At 67.3% G+C, this 20,295-nt stretch carries 13 protein-coding genes and 1 CRISPR repeat array (1 of these 14 cut by a window edge); of the genes, 4 read left to right on the top strand and 9 right to left on the bottom strand.

What is annotated here, in order from left to right; all coding sequences use genetic code 11:
* Nucleotides 1–1,289: a CRISPR direct-repeat array (repeat unit 32 nt; unit sequence GTCGCACCCTTCACGGGTGCGTGGGTTGAAAC) (it extends 1,186 nt beyond the left edge of the window).
* 194 nt (nt 1,290–1,483) lie between these two features.
* Nucleotides 1,484–2,887, bottom strand: coding sequence for an amidophosphoribosyltransferase (gene purF / locus K6142_RS00225; RefSeq protein ID WP_190243788.1), 1,404 nt, complete (start codon nt 2,885–2,887; stop codon nt 1,484–1,486).
* Between the two features lie 171 nt (nt 2,888–3,058).
* Nucleotides 3,059–6,295, bottom strand: a complete 3,237-nt coding sequence (carB, locus tag K6142_RS00220; protein ID WP_190243787.1) for a carbamoyl-phosphate synthase large subunit — start codon at nt 6,293–6,295, stop codon at nt 3,059–3,061.
* Between the two features lie 712 nt (nt 6,296–7,007).
* On the opposite strand from carB, the gene hisH reads away from it, so the two are divergent.
* The 4 genes from hisH to K6142_RS00200 all read left to right on the top strand — a co-directional run bounded on the left by hisH (nt 7,008) and on the right by K6142_RS00200 (nt 10,721).
* On the top strand, nt 7,008–7,646 hold the full coding sequence (hisH, locus tag K6142_RS00215) for an imidazole glycerol phosphate synthase subunit HisH (protein WP_012613412.1): 639 nt from the start codon (nt 7,008–7,010) through the stop codon (nt 7,644–7,646).
* A complete protein-coding gene (gene hisF, locus K6142_RS00210) occupies nt 7,639–8,418 on the top strand; it encodes an imidazole glycerol phosphate synthase subunit HisF (protein WP_190243786.1) in 780 nt (259 codons plus the stop codon). The genes hisH and hisF overlap by 8 nt, the downstream gene beginning before the upstream one ends.
* 366 nt (nt 8,419–8,784) lie before the next feature.
* Nucleotides 8,785–9,825, top strand: a complete 1,041-nt coding sequence (locus tag K6142_RS00205; RefSeq protein ID WP_223380700.1) for an alpha/beta hydrolase — start codon at nt 8,785–8,787, stop codon at nt 9,823–9,825.
* A gap of 218 nt (nt 9,826–10,043) precedes the next feature.
* Entirely contained in the window at nt 10,044–10,721 is a 678-nt protein-coding gene (locus K6142_RS00200) for an RraA family protein (protein WP_190243784.1), read from the top strand.
* Nucleotides 10,722–10,816: 95 nt separating this feature from the next.
* On the opposite strand, the gene moaC is transcribed toward K6142_RS00200, so the two are convergent.
* From moaC to dnaJ, 7 genes are all read right to left on the bottom strand, one after another.
* Nucleotides 10,817–11,308, bottom strand: a complete 492-nt coding sequence (moaC, locus tag K6142_RS00195; RefSeq protein ID WP_190243799.1) for a cyclic pyranopterin monophosphate synthase MoaC — start codon at nt 11,306–11,308, stop codon at nt 10,817–10,819.
* A gap of 467 nt (nt 11,309–11,775) precedes the next feature.
* Nucleotides 11,776–14,376 (bottom strand): putative bifunctional diguanylate cyclase/phosphodiesterase, encoded by a 2,601-nt coding sequence (locus tag K6142_RS00190; RefSeq protein ID WP_223380699.1) that lies wholly within the window; start codon nt 14,374–14,376, stop codon nt 11,776–11,778.
* 392 nt (nt 14,377–14,768) lie between these two features.
* Entirely contained in the window at nt 14,769–15,587 is an 819-nt protein-coding gene (locus K6142_RS00185) for a phosphate/phosphite/phosphonate ABC transporter substrate-binding protein (RefSeq protein ID WP_223380698.1), read from the bottom strand.
* A gap of 151 nt (nt 15,588–15,738) precedes the next feature.
* Nucleotides 15,739–17,430, bottom strand: a complete 1,692-nt coding sequence (locus K6142_RS00180; protein WP_223290223.1) for a TolC family protein — start codon at nt 17,428–17,430, stop codon at nt 15,739–15,741.
* Between the two features lie 272 nt (nt 17,431–17,702).
* A complete protein-coding gene (locus tag K6142_RS00175; protein WP_012613405.1) occupies nt 17,703–18,218 on the bottom strand; it encodes a DUF2179 domain-containing protein in 516 nt (171 codons plus the stop codon).
* Nucleotides 18,219–18,257: 39 nt separating this feature from the next.
* On the bottom strand, nt 18,258–18,911 hold the full coding sequence (locus K6142_RS00170; protein ID WP_190243782.1) for a hypothetical protein: 654 nt from the start codon (nt 18,909–18,911) through the stop codon (nt 18,258–18,260).
* A 256-nt stretch (nt 18,912–19,167) separates the two neighbouring features.
* Nucleotides 19,168–20,292: a molecular chaperone DnaJ gene (gene dnaJ, locus K6142_RS00165; protein ID WP_012613403.1), complete on the bottom strand. Its 1,125-nt coding sequence runs from the start codon at nt 20,290–20,292 to the stop codon at nt 19,168–19,170.
* Between the last annotated feature and the right edge of the window lie 3 nt (nt 20,293–20,295).

Raw genomic sequence — 20,295 nt, 5'->3', positions numbered from 1 at the left:
AGTCGCACCCTTCACGGGTGCGTGGGTTGAAACACATTGTTGAGTCCGTCAATGTGAAGGCGGGTTGTCGCACCCTTCACGGGTGCGTGGGTTGAAACCCGCCGTCTGCAATGGTCTCCATCGTGCTGCAAGTCGCACCCTTCACGGGTGCGTGGGTTGAAACCACCAGCACCCCCGCTGGAAGGAAGTGATTGCGCGTCGCACCCTTCACGGGTGCGTGGGTTGAAACAGGTACGCGGCAAACGCGGAAAGCTGCCCCTGCATGTCGCACCCTTCACGGGTGCGTGGGTTGAAACGAATCGCGGCGCGGGTCCGCACGATACTGCGGCCGTCGCACCCTTCACGGGTGCGTGGGTTGAAACCATTCGAGCGTCTGCTGCACAGGGGTTGCGCCAAGTCGCACCCTTCACGGGTGCGTGGGTTGAAACTATTTCTTGCGGTAGGGATTGGCGTTGGGATCAGGTCGCACCCTTCACGGGTGCGTGGGTTGAAACTGGCCGAGGGATGGTGGCTGAAAGAGCCTGGCGAGGGTCGCACCCTTCACGGGTGCGTGGGTTGAAACCCCGGCAATCACGCCCGCAAGGGCGGTGTCATAGTCGCACCCTTCACGGGTGCGTGGGTTGAAACCTCCTCGATGTCAGCCGCCCGCTGAAGCCGCTGATCGTCGCACCCTTCACGGGTGCGTGGGTTGAAACATCGCGTCCGCAGCCCCGCAGGGCCTCGTCACGTCGCACCCTTCACGGGTGCGTGGGTTGAAACACGGGCAGGCCGGAAAGGTCCACGGTCATGGCGTCGCACCCTTCACGGGTGCGTGGGTTGAAACCATACCAGCCGGGGCAACATCGAAACCGCCGTTGCGTCGCACCCTTCACGGGTGCGTGGGTTGAAACTGTTTCGAGTGGGCTGGATACAAGAGGGAGGGGCGTCGCACCCTTCACGGGTGCGTGGGTTGAAACCAGCGCATCTTGCGGAACGCCGTCGGGGTAGCGCGTCGCACCCTTCACGGGTGCGTGGGTTGAAACAAGCTCCCTGTGCCGCAGAACTCCAGGGTGCGCTAGTCGCACCCTTCACGGGTGCGTGGGTTGAAACCACCAGGGACAGATTGGCGGAGTCGTCGAACGAAGTCGCACCCTTCACGGGTGCGTGGGTTGAAACCGGTTCGACCCTGCCGACGGCCATACGCTGCGCCTGTCGCACCCTTCACGGGTGCGTGGGTTGAAACAGCCCCAGAAATCGCCGGTAGGGGGTGTCCGCCTAGTCGCCCTCCTCGCTGGTGCGTAGGTTGAAACAAAATCGGGGTGTCCGCCCGTCAGACCGGCAAGCCCCCCTCACGCCTCTCGGCACATTCCATGGCATCACACGCACGAAGGGGGCCTTGCGGCCCCCTTGTGCATGCCGAAGCGTACTCCGGCGCGATATCCTTATCAAAAGTGGCAGCCCGGCAGGTGGCGTGTCCGCCCCATGCCCGCCCCGCGTCTACCGTCTAGTCCGTCACTTCCAGGCACGCCCGGCTGCACCCGCCGCCCGCGCAGGGGATGGGGTAGTCGCCGTTGAAGCAGGCCAGGCAGTAGTTTTCGGGGTGGGACACGGAACGCAGCAGCCCGTCGATGGACAGGTAGTGCAGCGAATCCAGCCCGATGAAGCGCTCGATCTCGGCAATGGAATGGTTGGCCGCGATCAGTTCGCCCTTGGACGAAAAGTCGATGCCATAGAAGCACGGGTGCTTGATGGGCGGGCAGCTGACGCGGAAGTGCACTTCCTTGGCGCCCAGTTCGCGCAGTTTCTTCACGCGGGTGCGGATGGTGGTGCCGCGCACGATGGAATCGTCCACGATGCAAATCCGCTTGCCCCTGATCATGCTCTTGACCGGGTTGATCTTCACCTGCACGCCAAAGTCGCGCATGTCCTGCGAGGGCTGGATGAACGTGCGGCCCACGTAGTGGTTGCGGATCATGGCGTGTTCGTACGGCAGGCCCGACTGCTGGGCAAAGCCCACCGCACAGTAGATGCCCGAATCCGGGAAGGGCATGATGAAGTCCACATCCGGTGCCGATTCCAGGGCCAGTTGGCGGCCCATCTCCTTGCGGCACTGGTACACGTCTTCACCGAACACGATGGAATCGGGCCGGGCAAAGTAGACCAGTTCGAAGATGCACTGGCGCGTGGGCGGCTTGTTGCCCTCGTCGAGCAGGCTGTAGCTTTTCACGCTGTTGCCTTCGATGACCAGCATTTCGCCGGGGTCCAGCGGGCGGATGAATTCCGCCTCCATCAGGTCGAAGGCGCAGGTTTCGCTTGCCAGCACCGGCGAACCGGCCAGACGGCCCAGCGCCAGCGGACGCATGCCGTTCGGGTCGCGCATGGCGATAAGCTTGTCGTTGGCGAGGATGATCAGCGAATACGCGCCCTTCACCCGTTTGCACGCGGCCATGACGGCTTCCTCGAAGCTCTTGCCGTTCATGTTGTGCGCGATGAGGTGCACGAACACCTCGCTGTCGATGGAGGTCTGGAAGATGGACCCCTTCTGTTCAAGCTCGTCGCGCAGCTCCACGGTGTTGGTCAGGTTGCCGTTGTGCGCGATGGCGATTTCCATGCCCTTGAAGCGCACCAGAAACGGCTGGGCATTGCGGATGAGCGAGGCCCCGGTGGTGGAATAGCGGATGTGGCCGACGGCGATGTTGCCCTTCAGCTCCTTGCCCAGGTGCCGTTCGTTGAACACGTCGGGCACCAGGCCCATGCCCCGGTGTTCGCGCAGCTTCTGGCCGTCCCAGGTGACGATGCCCGCGCTTTCCTGCCCGCGATGTTGCAGGGCGTACAGGCCGAAGTATGCCATGCGCGCCGCTTCGACGTGGTTGTAGATGCCGAAGATGCCGCAGTAATGCTTGATCATGCTCTACCTCGATGCAGACGGTCCGTTACGCGCCCATTGTGGTCATGTCGTGCGCCAGCCGCTCGTTAACTTTCGTCTGGCTTCCGCCCGGCGTTTGCTTGGCGTTCGCCACATTGCGCGTGGCCCCAAAGTGCAGGACCGGGCCTTAGGCCCGGTCCCGTTGTCGGTATTCTAGTTGGTTCCGTAGTATTCCTGCAAGCTCTTCACGTTCACCCCGCAGCAGCGGCTGGCCCGTATGGCCTGCGCGATGGCCTTGGCCCCGGATACGGTGGTGCTGTAGGGCACCCCGTACATCAGCGTTGCCTGCCGGATGGACTTGGAATCCTGCACGGTGCGCTTGCCCGAGGCGGTGTTGACCACCAGGGCGATTTCGCCGTTCTTGATGAAGTCCACGATGTTGGGTCGCCCTTCGTACACCTTGTGCACCGCCGTGGCGGGCACGCCGCCTTCGCGCAGCAGCTTGGCGGTGCCGCTGGTGGCCAACACCTCGAAGCCAAGGTCCGCGAACATGCTGGCCACTTCCGTGATCAGCAGCTTGTCCCGGTCGTTGACGGAGATGAAGATCTTGCCGCCCTGCGGCAGGCGCTGTCCGCCCGCAAGCTGGCCCTTCAGATAGGCTTCCTCGAAGCTGGAGGCAATACCCATCACCTCGCCCGTGGACCGCATTTCGGGGCCGAGCAGGATGTCCACCCCCGGGAAGCGGTTGAACGGGAACACCGATTCCTTCACCGAGAAGTAGCCGGTGCGGCGCATGGACCACGGGTCCAGTTCCTTCAGCGTGGCGCCCAGCATGATCTGGGTGGCCAGGCGCGGCAGGGGCACGGCGGTGGCCTTCGACACGAAGGGCGCGGTGCGCGAGGCGCGGGGGTTCACTTCAAGGATGTAGATGAGGCCGTCCTTGACCGCGAACTGGATGTTCATCAGGCCCACCACGCGCAGTTCGCGCGCCAGTTCCACGGTCTGCCGGGCGATCTCGTTGACGATGGCCTCGGGCAGGGTGTGCGGCGGAATGACGCAGGCGGAGTCGCCGGAATGGATGCCCGCTTCCTCGATGTGTTCCATGATGCCCGCCACGTACACGTCGGTGCCGTCGGACAGGGCGTCCACGTCCACCTCGGTGGCGCTTTCCAGGAACTTGTCGATGAGGATGGGGTGCTTGGGCTTTTCACCCACCGAATTGGCGAAGTAGTCGGCCAGCTGTTCCTCGTCGTACACGATTTCCATGGCCCGGCCGCCCAGCACGTAGCTGGGCCGCACCACCACCGGGTAGCCGATGCGGGCGGCGGCGCTGTGCGCCTCGGGCAGGGACATGACCGTGGCGTTGGCGGGCTGGCGCAGGCCCAGCTTCTGCAACAGGGCCTGGAAGCGTTCGCGGTCTTCGGCGCGGTCGATGGAATCGGGCGAGGTGCCAAGAATGGGCACGCCAGCGCGCATCAGCGGCACGGCCAGGTTCAGCGGGGTCTGCCCGCCGAACTGCACCACCACGCCGTCGGGCTTTTCCGTCTCGATGATGTTCATGACATCCTCGAAGGTCAGCGGCTCGAAGTACAGGCGGTCGGAGGTGTCGTAGTCGGTCGATACCGTTTCAGGGTTGGAGTTGACCATGATGGCCTGCACGCCCATTTCCTTCAGCGCGAAGGAGGCGTGGCAGCAGCAGTAGTCGAACTCGATGCCCTGCCCGATGCGGTTGGGTCCGCCACCCAGGATGATGACCTTCTTGCGGTCTTCCACGGCCACTTCATGGCCGGTCTCGTAGGTGGAGTAGTAGTAAGGGGTGTACGCCTCGAACTCGCTGGCGCAGGTGTCCACCAGATAGTAGGTGGGGGCGATGCCCATGGCCTTGCGCAGGGTGCGCACGTCCGATTCGGGGCGCTTCCACATTTCGGCCAGCTGGCGGTCGGAAAAGCCGTATTCCTTGGCGCGGCGCATCAGGGCCACCAGTTCCGCGTTGTCCACGGTCATGGCGTTGCCCAGGGCAAAGTCGCGCAGCTCGGCTTCCATGTCGACCAGGTCCTTCATCTGGCGCAAAAACCACGGGTCGATGGCGGTGGCCTCGTGGATTTCCTCCACGGTCATGCCGTCGAGCATGGCGTGCCGCACGTAGAAGATGCGGCGCGAGTTGGGCGTGCGCAACTTGCGCATGATGTCCTCGCGCTCCGGACCCTTGCAGCGGAAGGCGGAACCAAGGCCGGGCGCGCCCACTTCCAGCGAGCGCAGGCCCTTCTGCAACGATTCCTTGAAGGTGCGGCCAATGGACATGGCCTCGCCCACGCTCTTCATCGAGGTGGTCAGCTCGTCCTTGGCGCCGGGGAACTTTTCGAAGGTGAAGCGCGGAATCTTGGTGACGCAGTAGTCGATGGACGGCTCGAAGCTGGCCATCGTCTCGCGGGTGATGTCGTTGGGAATTTCGTCCAGCGTGTATCCCACGGCCAGCTTGGCCGCGATCTTGGCGATGGGGAACCCGGTGGCCTTGGAGGCCAGCGCGGAAGAACGCGACACGCGGGGGTTCATCTCGATGACCACCATGTCGCCGTTCTGCGGGTTGATGCCGAACTGCACGTTGGAGCCGCCCGTTTCCACGCCGATTTCGCGCATGATGGCGATGGAGGCATCGCGCATCATCTGGTACTCGACGTCGGTCAGGGTCTGGGCCGGGGCCACGGTGATGGAATCGCCCGTGTGCACGCCCATGGCGTCGAAGTTTTCGATGGAGCAGATAATGACGCAGTTGTCGGCCTTGTCGCGCATCACCTCCATCTCGAATTCCTTCCAGCCCAGCACCGACTGCTCGATCATCACCTCGTGCTTGATGGAGGCGGCAAGACCGCGCGCGGCAATCTCTTCCAGGTCCTCCATGTTGTAGGCGATGCCGCCGCCGGTGCCGCCCATGGTGAAGGCCGGGCGGATGATCAGCGGGAAGGGCATTTCGGTGCCCAGGCGGCGCACGTCTTCCATGGTGCGGGCAATGCCGCTGGCGGGCACCTTCAGGCCGATGTTGGCCATGGCCTCGCGGAAGAGTTCGCGGCTTTCCGCCTTTTCGATGACCTGCTTGTTGGCTCCGATGAGTTCAACGCCGCATTCTTCCAGCACGCCCATGGCGGCAAGGGCCAGCGCGGTGTTCAGGCCGGTCTGGCCGCCCAGGGTGGGCAGCAGCGCGTCGGGCCGCTCCTTGCGGATGATGGCGGCCACCGTTTCGGGCTCGATGGGTTCGATGTAGGTGCGGTCGGCAAGACCGGGGTCGGTCATGATGGTGGCGGGGTTGGAGTTGACCAACACCACCTCGTAGCCTTCTTCCTTCAGGGCCTTCACGGCCTGCGTGCCGGAATAGTCGAATTCGCACGCCTGCCCGATGACGATCGGGCCGGAACCGATGACCATGATCCGCTTCAAATCGGTGCGTTTGGGCATTGGACTCTGTCTGGTAACAGGGTTGCCCCGCAGGGGCGGGAAAGAAGAGGGCTGCCGGGACAAAGGCGGGAGGAGTGTGCGGGGCGTTCCGGCGCGGCGAGGCGCGGGGGAACGGCCATCCACCCGCGATTGTTACGGAACATGCAAGAATGAACCCACGTTCCGTCAGCAATCCGGCTCTTATATCGCGCGCCCCCGCGCTTGGCAAGACGCGCACGGGGTAGCGGAAGGGCCGGAACCCCGTTTTTTGACATTGATGGGAAAGCGGGGGCGGGTGTCGGGCATGCCCACCGCAGGCGGGGATGGCGCGCGGCGGCAGTACCGCGAGAAACCCGCCGATACCCGGAATCCCTTGCCGCCGCTTGCCATTGGCGGCAAAACCGCCCCGCGCGCCAGCAAGGCGGCACCGCCCCCCGCCACCACCCGGAAAATCCGCACGGCGCCCCGCCGCGCGCCGCCCCTTGCGCCCCACCGCCCGCTGATGCTACCGCATTGCCTTCACCTTGCCCCGGCACCCGGCGCCTGCCGACGCCACGGGCGCACCCGGGCCGCTCCGCGCGCCGTCAACAGCCATTCCGGCGGCCCGGCGGGTGAATTTTCGATTTTTGTCATGTGGGTTGTCATCCGGACACCGTCACCCGGCTCCACACGGGGCCAACGGGCCTGCACGCGGACGGCGGCCATGCCGCCAAGCAACACGAGGGACAGGAACATGCTCGCTATCCTCGACTACAAGGCAGGCAACCAGACCAGCGTGCGCCGTGCGCTGGACCACCTGGGCATTCCCTGCGTCATCACGGCGGATCCGGCGGTCATCGCCGGGGCGCACGGGGTGATCTTTCCGGGGGTGGGCGCGGCCGGGCAGGCCATGAACGAGTTGCTCACCACCGGGCTCGACAAGGTGCTGAAGGACCAGGTGCAGGCGGGCAAGCCGCTGCTGGGCATCTGCGTGGGCTGCCAGATCATGCTGGACTACAGCCAGGAAAACGACACCAAGGCCCTCGGCATCGTGCCCGGCGAATGCCGCCTGTTCAACGCCGCCTGGACCGAAGAGGACGGCACCCCCATCCGCGTGCCGCACATGGGCTGGAACAGCATCGTGCAGAAGCGCCCGTGCGAACTGCTGAAGGGCATCGAGCCGGAGGCGGAATTCTACTTCGTGCACAGCTATTACCCCGCCCCGCCGGAAAGCTACGTCATCGCCACGTGCACCTACGGCGAGGAATTCTGCGCCATCCACGGCGGCCCCGGCCTGTGGGCCGTGCAGTTTCACCCGGAAAAGAGCGGTCGGCCCGGCCTTGCCTTGCTGCGCAACTTCTACGCCTACTGCAAGGAGGCCAGCCGTGCTTAGCAAGCGCATCATCCCCTGTCTGGACGTCCGCAACGGCAGGCTGACCAAGGGCGTGAAGTTCGAGGGCAACGTGGACATCGGCGACCCGGTGGAAACCGCCCGCCGCTACTACGAGCAGGGCGCGGACGAAATCGTGTTCTACGACATCACCGCCTCGCACGAGGACCGGGGCATCTTTCTCGACGTGGTCGAGCGGGTGGCCTCGGAAATCTTCATCCCCTTCTCGGTGGGCGGGGGCATCAACACCGTGGAAGACATGCGGGCCGTGCTGGTGGCCGGGGCGGAGAAGGTGTCGGTGAACTCCGGCGCGGTGAAGAACCCGGACATCATCAGCCAGGGCGCGGCGGCCTTCGGGTCGCAGGCCATCGTGGTGGGCATGGACGTGAAGCAGGTGCAGAAGTCCGAGGCCATCCCCTCCGGCTACGAGATCGTCATCCACGGCGGGCGCAAGTTCATGGGCATGGACGCCATCGAATGGGCCAGAACCTGCGAGGCGCTGGGCGCCGGCGAACTGTGCGTCAACTCCATCGACGCGGACGGCACCAAGGACGGCTACGAGCTGACCCTGACCCGGATGATCGCCGACGCGGTGTCCATTCCGGTCATCGCCTCCGGCGGCGCGGGCAGCCCGGCGCACATGTACGACGCCATCACCACGGGCGGCGCCACCGCCGCGCTGATCGCCTCCATCGTGCACTACGGCCAGTACACCATCCCGGACCTGAAGCGGCAGATTTCGGGCATGGGGGCCAAACTGCGCATGGTCTGGTAAGCCTACCCAAATGGTCTTTTCGCCCGGTGGCTGCGTCAAACGTCACCTGCCATAGCTCTGCTGTCCTTATCCGTAAGACTCGCGCTGTGCGCTCACCTAACGGCTAAGGCTCGGTCGAATACAAGAAGAGCGCGATGCGGTCGCCATCCGTAATGCTCGAAGACTCGCATAACGGCTGCCGCATGCTCCCTCATGGCAGGCTTGTTTTCCTTGCCACCGGACGAAAATCCTCATTTGGACAAAACACAAAGCGACACCGTGCGGCGTCCGGCAACCCACCGGACGCCGCACGACCACTGACGATACCCGCACCGCCGTCACGACGGGCCAGCCCCCCGCCACATTCCCTCATCCGGAGGGCACCCCATGCCTGCCCGTCGCACCAGTTTTCCCTTCCCGTCCCTGTTGCTGACCGCCCTGCTGGCCGTCGCCCTTGCCTGTCCCACGCCCGAAGCCGCCGCCGGTCCCATTCTCGACAGGCTGCGTGAACGCCGCGCCGAGCGGGCCGCGTCCGACAGCACCGCATCGGGCAGCACCGCGTCCGGCAGCACCGCATCGGGCAATGGCGCGGCAAACCGGCAGGATGACGCCGCCGCCCGCCGGGGCAGCAACCCCCAACATCCGTTGGACCCCGCCAGCATCGTGCCCGGCAGCCGCAGGCTGGTCGAATCGTACGGCCCGCACCCGGCACAGGTCATGGACGTGTACCTGCCGCCCAACCCGCAGCACGCGCCCGTCATCGTCATGGTACATGGCGGCGCGTGGAAGGTGGGCGACAAGGCCAACCCCGGCCTGATGGACAACAAGCTGGCCCGCTGGCTGCCCAAGGGCTACGTGCTGGCAAGCATCAATTACCGGATGCTTCCCGATGCCATGGCGCTGGAGCAGGCCGGGGACATGGCCGCCGCCGTGCGCCGCGTGGCCGATGCCGCCCCCGGCTGGGGCGCGGACCCGTCGCGCATCATCCTGATGGGCCATTCGGCGGGGGCGCATCTGGTGGCGCTGGTGTCGTCCGCGCCGTCCCTGCTCGACCGCCCCGTGGCGGGCGCCGTGGTGCTGGATTCCGCGGCCATGGACGTGCCCGCCATCATGCAGCGCCGCCACCTGGGCTTCTACGACGAGGCCTTCGGCAAGAACCCGTCCTACTGGATTAAGGCCTCGCCCCAGCAACAGTGGATGACCGGGGCCGTGCCCATGCTGCTGGTGTGTTCCACCAAACGGGCCGACAAGCCCTGTGCGGCGGCAGAGGCCCTTGCCGCCAAAACGGCCCGCGCAGGCCGCAAGACGCCCGTGCTGCCGCAGGCCCTGACCCACGGCGAGATCAACCACCTGCTGGGCCTGCCCGGCGCGTACACCGACGCCGTGGACGGGTTCATCTCCGCCCGGCTGGAGGAGGCCGCACGCTGACGCATTGCCGCGCCCTGCCGAACAGGCTGGGCATGACAGGCGGCCCGCCCCCGCCAGAGCAGACCGGCCCCGCGCTTTGGACCGACAGGCTCGGCCTGCCCACCGCCGCACACTGAAATTTCCCAACCCTCACGGTGCCGCCCCACCCCGTGCCACACCCGCACCGGCCTTGCCGGGCGGGGCGGGACGCGCGCCGCGAACAACGCACGAGATCCCGCATGACCAATCCTTATTACCGCGTCCGCAGCACCATCACCCGGCCCGATGCCGCCCTGGTGGACGCCTTTCGGTCCATTCCCGTTTCCAACATCGGCGACGCCATGAACCGCATGGCCTGCATGCATTCCCGCATCCGCCCCATGAACCGCGCCCCCCTGCTGGGCACCGCGCTGACGGTGCGGGTGCGCGTGGGCGACAACCTGCTGTTCAACAAGGCCATGGACATGGCCCGGCCCGGCGACGTGCTGGTGGTCAACGCCCATGACGAGCAGTTCTACTCCATCGTGGGCGGACAGATGACCACGTGGATGAAGCAGCGCGGCCTGGCCGGGCTGGTGGTGGATGGTTGCATCCGCGATGCCGAGGAAATCGAGGCCATGGACTTTCCGGTGTACGCCACCGGCATTTCGCCCAACGGCCCGATGAAGGAAGGCGGCGGCGAGGTGAACTTTCCCGTCGCCTGCGGCGGACTGGTGGTGAACCCCGGCGACATCGTGGCGGGCGACCGCGACGGCATCGTGGTGGTGCGCCCCGCCGACGCCCCGGCGGTGCTGGAAAGAGCCCGCGCCATGGCAGAGAAGGAAACGCGCGTCATGGCCGCCATAGCGGACGGCACCTGGGACCGCACCTGGGTGGACGAGATGCTGAAAGAGAAAGGGTGCGCGTTCGTGGACTGAGCACGCGCAGATAAACGAAGAAAGCAGAGAGGCCGCCCATGCGGCCTTTCTGCCTTGCCAACCTGAACGGCGTCAGGAGGAAGGGCTGCCTGCCCCTACCCCACCCGGAATGTGCCGCTCTTGCCGCCGGACTTGAACACCAGGCGGCAGTCGCGCAGCACGATATCCTTCTGCACGGCCTTGCACATGTCGTAGATGGTCAGCCCGGCCACCTGCGCGGCGACCATGGCTTCCATTTCCACGCCGGTCTGGCCGGTGGTGCGCACTTCCGCCTCCAGTTCGATGGAGGGGGGCGCGTCCTGCACCACAAAGCGCACGTCGGCGTAGCTGATGGCCAGCGGGTGGCACATGGGAATCAGTTCCGCCGTGCGCTTGGCGGCCATGATGCCCGCGATCTTGGCGGTGGTCAGCACGTCGCCCTTGGGCAGGGCGTGGCGCTTCAGCAGGTCCAGGGTGTTTTCGTTCACCTCCACCACGGCCCGCACGATGGCGGTGCGCTGGGTGGGGGCCTTGGCGCCCACGTCCACCATGGTCACGCTGCCGTCCTCGGTCATGTGGCTGAAGGCCGCCTCCGCATCGTCGGCCACCGGCACGGCATGCCCCAGCCCGCCGGTGCATTCCAGCGAGGATGCCGCACCGCACCCGCAGCCGCACCCGGTGTTGGGCAGGTCAGGGCCGTCCTCGCCATAATCGAGGGGGTCGGGCATATCGTCAAGCCGGACGCCGGGCGTGCCGGGCGCATGGGGCGTTTTGGGCGTATCGGAAGACATGGGGGGATAACCTCCTGCCGGGCGTGAAACTGGGCAAAGGGACGGCCCCCGCGCGGCCCCGCGCTGGCGGCTCCATCCTTCTTGGCTGTAGCGCAAAACAGGGCGGACGCCAATGCGGCGTCCGTCGGCGGGGGCTCGGGATTCGGGAATGCCCCGCAGGCATGGAAAAGCCTGAGGGCCGACAAGGGAACCGGCGCGCGAGGGGGGGACCGGGCCGGAATTGGGCCGGAATTGGGCCGGAGCCGGATCGGACAGGCCCGCGCCCCCGGCGCGTCCTGCGCGGTCTACCGCTCCACGTCCCTGGGCACCAGCCGCATGCCCCTGCGGCACAGGGTCAGGATGTCGTCGGCGGGCAGCGGGCGGCCAAGGCAGTAGCCTTGCAGGTAGTCCACGCCCATGCCGCGCAGGGCGGAAAGCTGGGCCGCCGTCTCCACGCCCTCGGCCACCGTGGCCAGACGCAGGCTGCGGGCCAGCCCCAGAATGGTCTCCACGATTTCCAGGCTGCCGCCTTCGTCCAGCAGTTCCTGCACGAAGGTGCGGTCTATCTTCAGGGCGTGGATGGGCATGCGCGCAAGGTACTGCAACGACGAATAGCCGGTGCCGAAGTCGTCCAGCGAAACGCGCACCCCAAGGTCGCGCAGGGTGCACAGCATGGCGTTGCCGCGATCGTAGTTCTGCATCAGCGAGGTTTCGGTAATCTCCACCTCCAGCGCGTCCGGGGGCACGTCGTAGGCGTTCAGGCAGGCGGCTATGTGGCTGATGGTCTCGTCGCTGTTCAGGCAGCGCGACGAGATGTTCACCGCCACCGGCAGGGTCAGCCCCTCCAGCCGCCACGCGGCGTGCTGGGCGCAGGCCATTTCCACCACCAGCCGGGTTATCTCGCGGATGGCGTTGGAGCTTTCCGCCACGGGGATGAACACGGATGGCGGGGCCACCACCGCGCCGTCGCGCTCCCAGCGCAGCAGCGCCTCCACCTTGCGCACCCGCAGGGTGCGCGCGTCGGCGATGGGCTGGTACACCAGCCGGAATTCGCGCCCGGCAATGGCCGCCTTGATCTCCTGGTCCATGCGGTAGCGCCGGGTGAATTCCAGGCACTGTTCCTCGCAGAACACGGCGATGGCGTTCTTGCCCATGTCCTTCGCGCGGTACATGGCGATGTCCGCGCGCGACAGCAGGGCGTTGGCCGAATCGCCGTCTTCGGGATACACCGACACGCCGAAGCTGGCCGTGACCGAAAAGCCCATGCCGCCGTATTCGAACGGCTCGGCAAAGGTTTCGAACAGCCGCCGCATGATGCCGTCCAGATGGCCCTTGTCGCTGATGCCGCCCACCGCCGCCACGAATTCGTCGCCGCCCAGCCGTCCCAGGATGTCGCCGGGCCGCAACGCCGCGCGCAGCCGCCGGGCCACGTCGCACAGCAACTGGTCGCCGGTGGCGTGGTCGTAGGAATCGTTGATGAACTTGAAGCCGTCCATGTCTATAAACACCACGGCCAGCTTCTGCCCGCGCACGGAGGCCCGGGCGATGGCGTCGTGCAGCAGTTCGAAGATGTGTTTGCGATTGGGCAGGCCGGTCAGGTCGTCGTGGTTGGCCTGATGGGTGATCTGCGCTTCCTTCTGCTTGATGTCGGTGATGTCCGAGAACACCCCCACGCAGTTCAGGATCACCCCGGCCTCGTCGCGGATGGACACCAGGCTCAGCCACTGCGGAATCTGCCAGCCGTCGCGGTGCGGCCCGCGCGTCTCGCCGATCCACGATCCGTGCTCCAGCATCTCGTCCCACACGCTGCGGGTGCCGTTAACGGGCACCATGCCCAGGGCCGGGGACAGGCGCCCCACCATGGACTGCGCGTCCACGCCGGTGATGCGTTCGAAGGCCGGGTTCACGGCCACCACCGTGCCCGCGCTGTCGGTGATGAAGATGCCCTCCACCGCGTGGGTGAACACCTCGCCCATCAGGTGCAGCTTGGCGTTGGCGTCGCACAGCTGGGCGGTGCGGTCGCGCACGCGGCGCTCCAGTTCGCGATGGGCCTCGTTCAGTTCCCGCTGCGAGGCCTCCAGCAGGTCGAGCATGCCGTTGAAGGCGTTGGCCAGCCCCTCCAGCTCGTCGCCGGTGTCGATCCGGATGCGCTGGCCCATGTTGCCGGGGCCGATGGAACGCACCCAGCCGGACAGGCGCAGCACCGTGCGGGTCACCGTGCGCGACAGCAGCAGCGCCGTGGCCAGCGCCACCAGCATGGCCATGGCCGTCAGCGCGCCGATGTGCCACCACGCGGCGCGCTGTTCCGCCCGGTAGCCGTCCAGGGCAAGGCCCACGGCAACGGTGCAGATGGAAATGCCCGCCCGTTCCACGGGCAGCGTGTGGTGGTACACTTCCGGCCCGTCGGCGGCCCGGTCAGTGAAAACACCGGGGAACGTGCCGGGGCTTACCGCACCGGCGGGGTTGGGAGATGCCGGGGAATTGGCGGTGCCCGGCGCATCCGGAACGCCCGGCTGTCCGTTCAGGCCTCCCGGCAACCGGGCGCTCCCGCGGGGCGCCGGAACGTCAAGGCCGGGGGGCAGCCCCAGGCGAAAGCCGCTGGACGGCTCCGTCTTGGCGGCAACACCGGCAGAGTCCCGCGGAGCAGCCTGAAAGCCCCAGCCGCCGCGCCGGAACACCAGCGACGATCCGTCCATGCGGGTGACCACGATGTATTCCAGCCCCGGCTGCCGTTGCAGCACGCCGGTGCAGTGATCCACCAGGGCGGCGTAGTCCTGCGCCGCCAAGGCGCTGGCGGCCACTTCCGCCACCGAAGAGGCCAGCTTGTCGGCCTGCGATTCCATGCCCCGGCGCAGCACCCCCTGCTGGTAGGGAATTATCATGCCCAGAATGGCCGCGATGATCATCACCCCCGCCACAAAGGCCAGCCCGCCCGCCTTGAAGGCGATGCCGAAACCCGGGCGCTGCGGATGGGACGAACGGCCAGGACCGGGTGTACCGGCCCCGTCCCAAGGCCCGGAGGTACCGGCCCCGTCCCAAGGACCGGAGGTACCGGCCCCGTCCCAAGGACCGGAGGTACCGGCCCCGTCCCGCTGTTCCGGCGATTTCGACGCTTCCGGAGGGTCCACCCACCCCGAGGTCGGCATGGCCGGGCCTGAAGCGAGAACGCAGCCGGACGGATCGGACGAACCAGACGGACCAGACGGGCCGGGCTGGGCGGTGCCGTGTGTGCTCCCCCTGTCGGTGGACTGACCGGCAGCCACCGGGACAAAAGAGGACTGGCCTTCCGGGCGCATGCTCATGGCTCCACCAGTCGGCGTGCGGGTTCGATGGCCTCTGGGCGGAACGGCGCAATGCCGTCCAGTTGCAGCAACAGCAGCATCTGCCTGCCCCACGGGTTGTCCGAAAGGCCAAGGCCCAGTTCCGCATAGCGCGGCGCCAGCGAGGGATCCGCCGACGGCGCAAGGCACATCACGAAATCTATGAGCGGCTGTGAAACGGCAATGCGCTCCATCTGCGCCTCGATCTGGGGATTCAGCTCGGCCATGGTGCGCAACGACCGCTCGGTGACGATGCAGGCCGGGGCCTGGCCGAAGAATACCGGCAGCAGCACGCGCGAGGGTTGCACTTCGTAATCGACGGACAGGAAATGCCTGGTGGCCTGGGGCAGCCCCTGATCGCGCAGCAGCCGTTCCAGCCAGCGCGCGGGCAGGCTTTCCTGCCCCAGGGACAGGGCCTGCACCAGCACCCGCTTGCCGCGCAATTGCCCGATGCGGGTGATGCCCGAACCTCTGGCCACCAGCAGCACGTAGCGCTCGCCGAATTCGCCGTCGGTGACGGGCACGCCGAAGGGCTTCAGATCCATCTCGCGTGACAGCGCCAGATAGTCCACGGTGGGCAGGTGCACCACGTCCAGTTGGTCAGCCAGCAGGGCGGCGCGGATTTCGGCCCGCGAACCGAAGGCCGACAGGTGCACGCCAAGGCCGCGCTCCGTCTCCACGTAGCGGCGTGCCCACAACTGCACGGCCAGGGCCACGTCCTTGCGGTCCACCCCGGGCAGAAAATGCTCCACGTAGCCAAGGCGCAGTTCCGCCGGGGCGGCAGACGCGGGCGCCACGGGGGGTGCGGCCCACAACAGCAGCAGTGCCAGCAGGATTGCCCGGCATGGCAGCGGCAGCAGCTTCCTGCCGGGCCTGGCAAAAGGGGCAGGCCGGGCGGATGGGTCCGGCCCGGCAGCATGGCCGGGCAGATGGAGCGGTGTGGAAGGCTCAGGGCAGCGCACGGGCGCCATAGCCCACCTCCCGCAGGTGCTCGAGAATCTCGGCGCCCGCCACCAGATTGCGCGCGGCGGCGGCGGCCTGCGCCTCGTACAGGGCGCGCAGCCGTGCCGCGCGCACCATGGATTCGTAAATCTGGGCTTCAAGCAGTTCGCGGGTATCCACAAGGCCTTCGCGGTAGGCGCGCTCCGTCAGGGCGCGGCTTTCCCCGGCCACGGCCACGGTTTCGGCACCGATGTCCGCCTGTCGGGCCGCACGGCGCTCTTGCAGCACGGCATCCTTCACGCGCAGGGCCACGCCCTCGCGCAGCAGCACCCGCTGGTGGGCCAACTGGCGCAGGCGGGCGCGCATTTCCTCCACCCGCGCCCGGGTGCGAAAGCCTTCGAACAGCGGCAATTCCACGGTCACCCCCGCCGCGCCGCGGGTGCGTTCGCCCTCGGCCACCAGGCCGCCGTCGTAGGAATTGGTCACCGTGGACAGGGTGCCGAACAACGAAACCACCGGCAGGTATTCACCGGTGGCATCGTCCAGACCGGCCTCTGCCGCGCGGGCTCCCGCGTCGAAGCGGGCAAGGTCCAGATTCAGGCGGTAGGCGTCGGCCACGGCACCATCCAGGTCGCCTGGGGCGGGTGCGGCGGGCAGTTCCGTGTCCGCCACTCGCACCCGGGCGTCCCACGCCAGGCCCAGTGCGTTGGCCAGGGCGGATTCCGCCAGTTCCACGTTGGAATCCAGTTCTGCCAGACGCCCCTTCATGCCGGAAACGGCCACCCGGGCGCGCAGCCAGTCGGTCTTGCGCACCCGCTGCGAACCGCCGCGATAGAAATGCTCGGCCACGTCGCGGGTGGCCTCGAACCGCTGCACGGTTTCGCGCCCGATGTCGCGCAACGCCCGCGCCAGGACAACCCCGTAGTAGCGGGTGGTCACGTCGTGCACCAGTTGCAGGCTTGTCAGGCGCGCCTCGCCTACGGCGGCATCGCGGCCCGCCACGGCCTCGCGCACGCGGGCCTCGCGGCGGCCACCGTCGTACAGCAACAGGCCAAGATCGGCCCGGAATTCACCGATGTCGCGGTCGGCAAGGCGGATGCGCCGCTCGGGCACGGTGGTGCGCATGGCCATGGGACCACCGCCCATGTCCACCGTATAGTTGAAGGAGTCTTCCGGGTAGACGAAGGCCGGATCACGGTCCAGGCGGGTCTGGGTGTACGTTGCGGCAAGCTGCGGCCAGTAGGCCGAAAGGGCCTGGCGATGCTGGGCTTCCGCGATGGCCAGCCCCTCGCGCGCGGCGGCGGGTGCCGCGTTGTTGCGCAGGGCCAGGGCGATGCATTGCGCAAGGTCCAGAGGCCGGGACGGGCACTGTGCGGACTCCGGATGGCGAGGCCGCGACGCGGCACACGGCGTGCACGCCGCGCCGCGCTCCCGCGCGGGATCCGCGTCACGCGCAAGCGCGGGGGCCGCGGCAAGACACGACAGCGCGGTCACAAGCAGCCCCGCAGCCAGCAGGGCCGCCCCCTGCGAAACGGCCTGCCCGGCCAGCACGGGCAATGGAGTCCGTTCCGTCGCCACGGCCATGCCGACGCCGGACATCGCCAGCCCGAAGCCGTGCGACCAGCACCGCGCCTGCGCCTCACCCTTGCCGGGGATGCGGCTTCGGGCGTGGCGCGGGAACGACTGGACTGAATTCATGTCGGGGTGTTTCCTTGCGGGCACGGAGGGAGGGACGGTCGGGCATGGCACCCCGGCCACCGCGCCATAGCGGCACGGAAACCATGAAAACCGGGGGCATGCGCCAAACTGTCCAGGCACACGGGTACCGTGCGTACCGGCTGTTTGATTAGTGACACGGTCTCCTGCGGGCCGTCAAGATTCCGGGAGGGTTCCATGGGGGCTTTATGGGTGAACCCTCATTTCAAAGTAGGGAAAACACCCATGACCATGCCGCCAACCACGCACGCGCATCAGACGCTGAAGCCCCCGCGCACGCTGCGCACGTCCTCCACGGTGGCAAAGCAGCCGGGGCACAGTTCGCGGCACAGGGCCAGCAATTCGCGCGAGCGCCTGCGGGGCGACACCACGCGGATCATGTTCACGTCGCTGCTGCCCCCCGTGCCGGTAAGCGCGGTGGCCCCAAAGCCCGCCTGGCGGATGGCCCGGACCATGTCCTCGCCGTCGGGCGTCACGATGTTGACCACCACCACGCCCAGGGCCATGCGGTCTTCGATGAACATGCCCAGCAGGATGCCCGAACTGTACCCCGCGGCATAGGCGAGGACATTGGCAAAGTTGTCCAGATGGCTCATGACCTGCGAAATGGCGAACACCCAGATGAGAATCTCGAAGAACCCCACTGCCGCCGCCATCGGGCGGATGCCGCGCATGACCAGCACCGCGCGGACCGTGCCCAGCGCCACGTCCGCGAGGCGCAGCCCGAAGATCAGCAGCGCACCGGCTATGTCGATGTCCAGATGCCACATGTCGTCCTCCGTCGTATTCCCGTCGTATGCCCGGCCCGCCTAGGGCCACCGTCCGCAACGCCGGAAAAATCCGGCCATGGCCTCCACCTCGGCCCCGTTAACTCCGGCGGCTGCCGGTCCTTCCCCGACGCTTCTCCTCCGGCAGCGGCGCATCAGGTCGTCGAACTCCTGCCGCAACGGTCCGGGCACCCCGATGGCGGGCAACCCGGCCCGCAGCACCGCGCCTTCGGCCAGCAGGTAGCCGGTGCGCACGTTGCCCCCGGCAAAGGGACGCCGCACGGCCAGTTCCAGAAACACCCGCACCGCTTGCCCGAGCGGGTCCGAAGCGTCCGGCCCGATGACGACGCCGGGCAGCGGGTCGCACGCGGGCGGTTGCCCGGCGGTGCCGACGCCCTCTCCGGTCTCGTCATGCGGCGCGCCGGTGAGCAGCGCGTTCACCGCGCGGGCCGTGCCCCAGGTGAGGTCGAACGTGCCGGAACGCACCCGGCGCAGCACCCAGCCCAGCGCCTGGCCCTGCCGCAGGACGAAGGTCCGGGCATCGGGGGACGCCGGGGCCTCAGGGTCTCCGGCCAGAATGCGGCGCACCGCGTCGGTGGACACGTCGAAACCGGCCAGCACGGCGGCATCGCAGACGTGCTCGGCGAACAGGCTTTCCGCGCGGAACAGCGCGCCGGAACGGACATCGGCAATCATGAAACACCTCCTGCCGGACGGAAACAAAGCCCCGGCGCGCCGCTGGCACGGCGCGCCGGGGACACCCCTGCATGGGAAAACCGGTACTCGGATTCAGCCTAGCACACCGCCACCGCAAAGGCCAATCCGCCGCGCCGGACGCGAAACCTGACGCAGCGCACAAAACCTGCCGCCGGGCGCAACCCCCGAAAAACGGCGTCCGCCCCCGGCGGAACACCGGGGGCGGACGGAACATCTGCACGCGTAAAAACGACGGTTATTCCATGCCCATGGCCTTGCCAATCTTGCGCGCCACCTTCTTGACCTTTTCGAAGGGCTTGCCTTCTTCCAGCTTGGCGAATTCGCGCAGCAGCTCTTCCTGCTTCTTGGTCAGGCTTACGGGCGTCAGCACGCGCACCTCCACCAGCAGGTCGCCCTTCTGGTGGTGCCCAAGGTAGGGCAGGCCCTGATCGGTCAGGCGGAACACCTCGCCGCTCTGGGTGCCCTTGGGGATATCCAGTGTCACCGGGTCGTCCAGGGTGGGCACCTCGATGCGGTCGCCCAGAGCGGCCTGCACGAAGCTGACCTCGTGGGTGATCACCAGATCCTGGCCCTGGCGGCGGAAGGTCTTGTCCTGCTCCACGCTGACGACCACGTACAGGTCGCCGGGGGGGCCGCCGTGCAGGCCCGGCTCGCCCTCGCCGCGCAGGCGCAGGCGGTTGCCGGTGTCCACCCCGGCGGGAATGCGCACGGCCAGTTCGCGCACCTGCTGGAGGATGCCCGAACCCTTGCACTTGGGGCAGGGCGTGGGGATGACCTGGCCCTCGCCCCGGCACACGGGACAGGGCACGGCGATCTGGAAAAAGCCCTGGCTCTGGCGGATCTGCCCGTTGCCGCCGCAGTGGCGGCAGGTTTCGGGCTTGGTGCCCGCTGCCGCGCCGGACCCGTTGCACTCGTCGCAGGTCACCTTCTTGGGCAGGCGCAGGGTGACTTCGTCGCCCTTGGCGGCCTGACGGAAGGAAATGGACAGGTTGTAGCGCAGGTCGGCCCCGGCCTGGGGACGCGGACCGCGCATGCGCGACGAGCCGGTGGCGAAGCCGAAGAGATCGCCAAAGATGTCGCTGAAATGCGCGAACACGTCGTCGGCGTTGGCAAAACCATGGCCGCCGCCGTTGCCGTTGAGGCCCGCGTGTCCGAAGCGGTCGTACCGCGCCCGCTTGTCGGCGTCGCGCAGCACGTCATAGGCCTCGGCGGCCTCCTTGAACATCTGTTCGGCCTCGGGATTGTCCGGGTTGCGGTCGGGATGGTACTGGAGCGCAAGCTTGCGATACTGCCGCTTGATCTCGTCCTCCGACGCGTCCCGGGCTACGCCGAGCACCTCGTAATAGTCACGCTGGCTCATGGC

This window comes from Nitratidesulfovibrio sp. SRB-5 (assembly GCF_019931275.1).
Classification (GTDB): Bacteria; Desulfobacterota; Desulfovibrionia; order Desulfovibrionales; family Desulfovibrionaceae; genus Cupidesulfovibrio.
The sequence above is the reverse complement of the archived record's forward strand: the minus strand, read 5'-3'. Positions and strand labels throughout refer to the sequence as shown.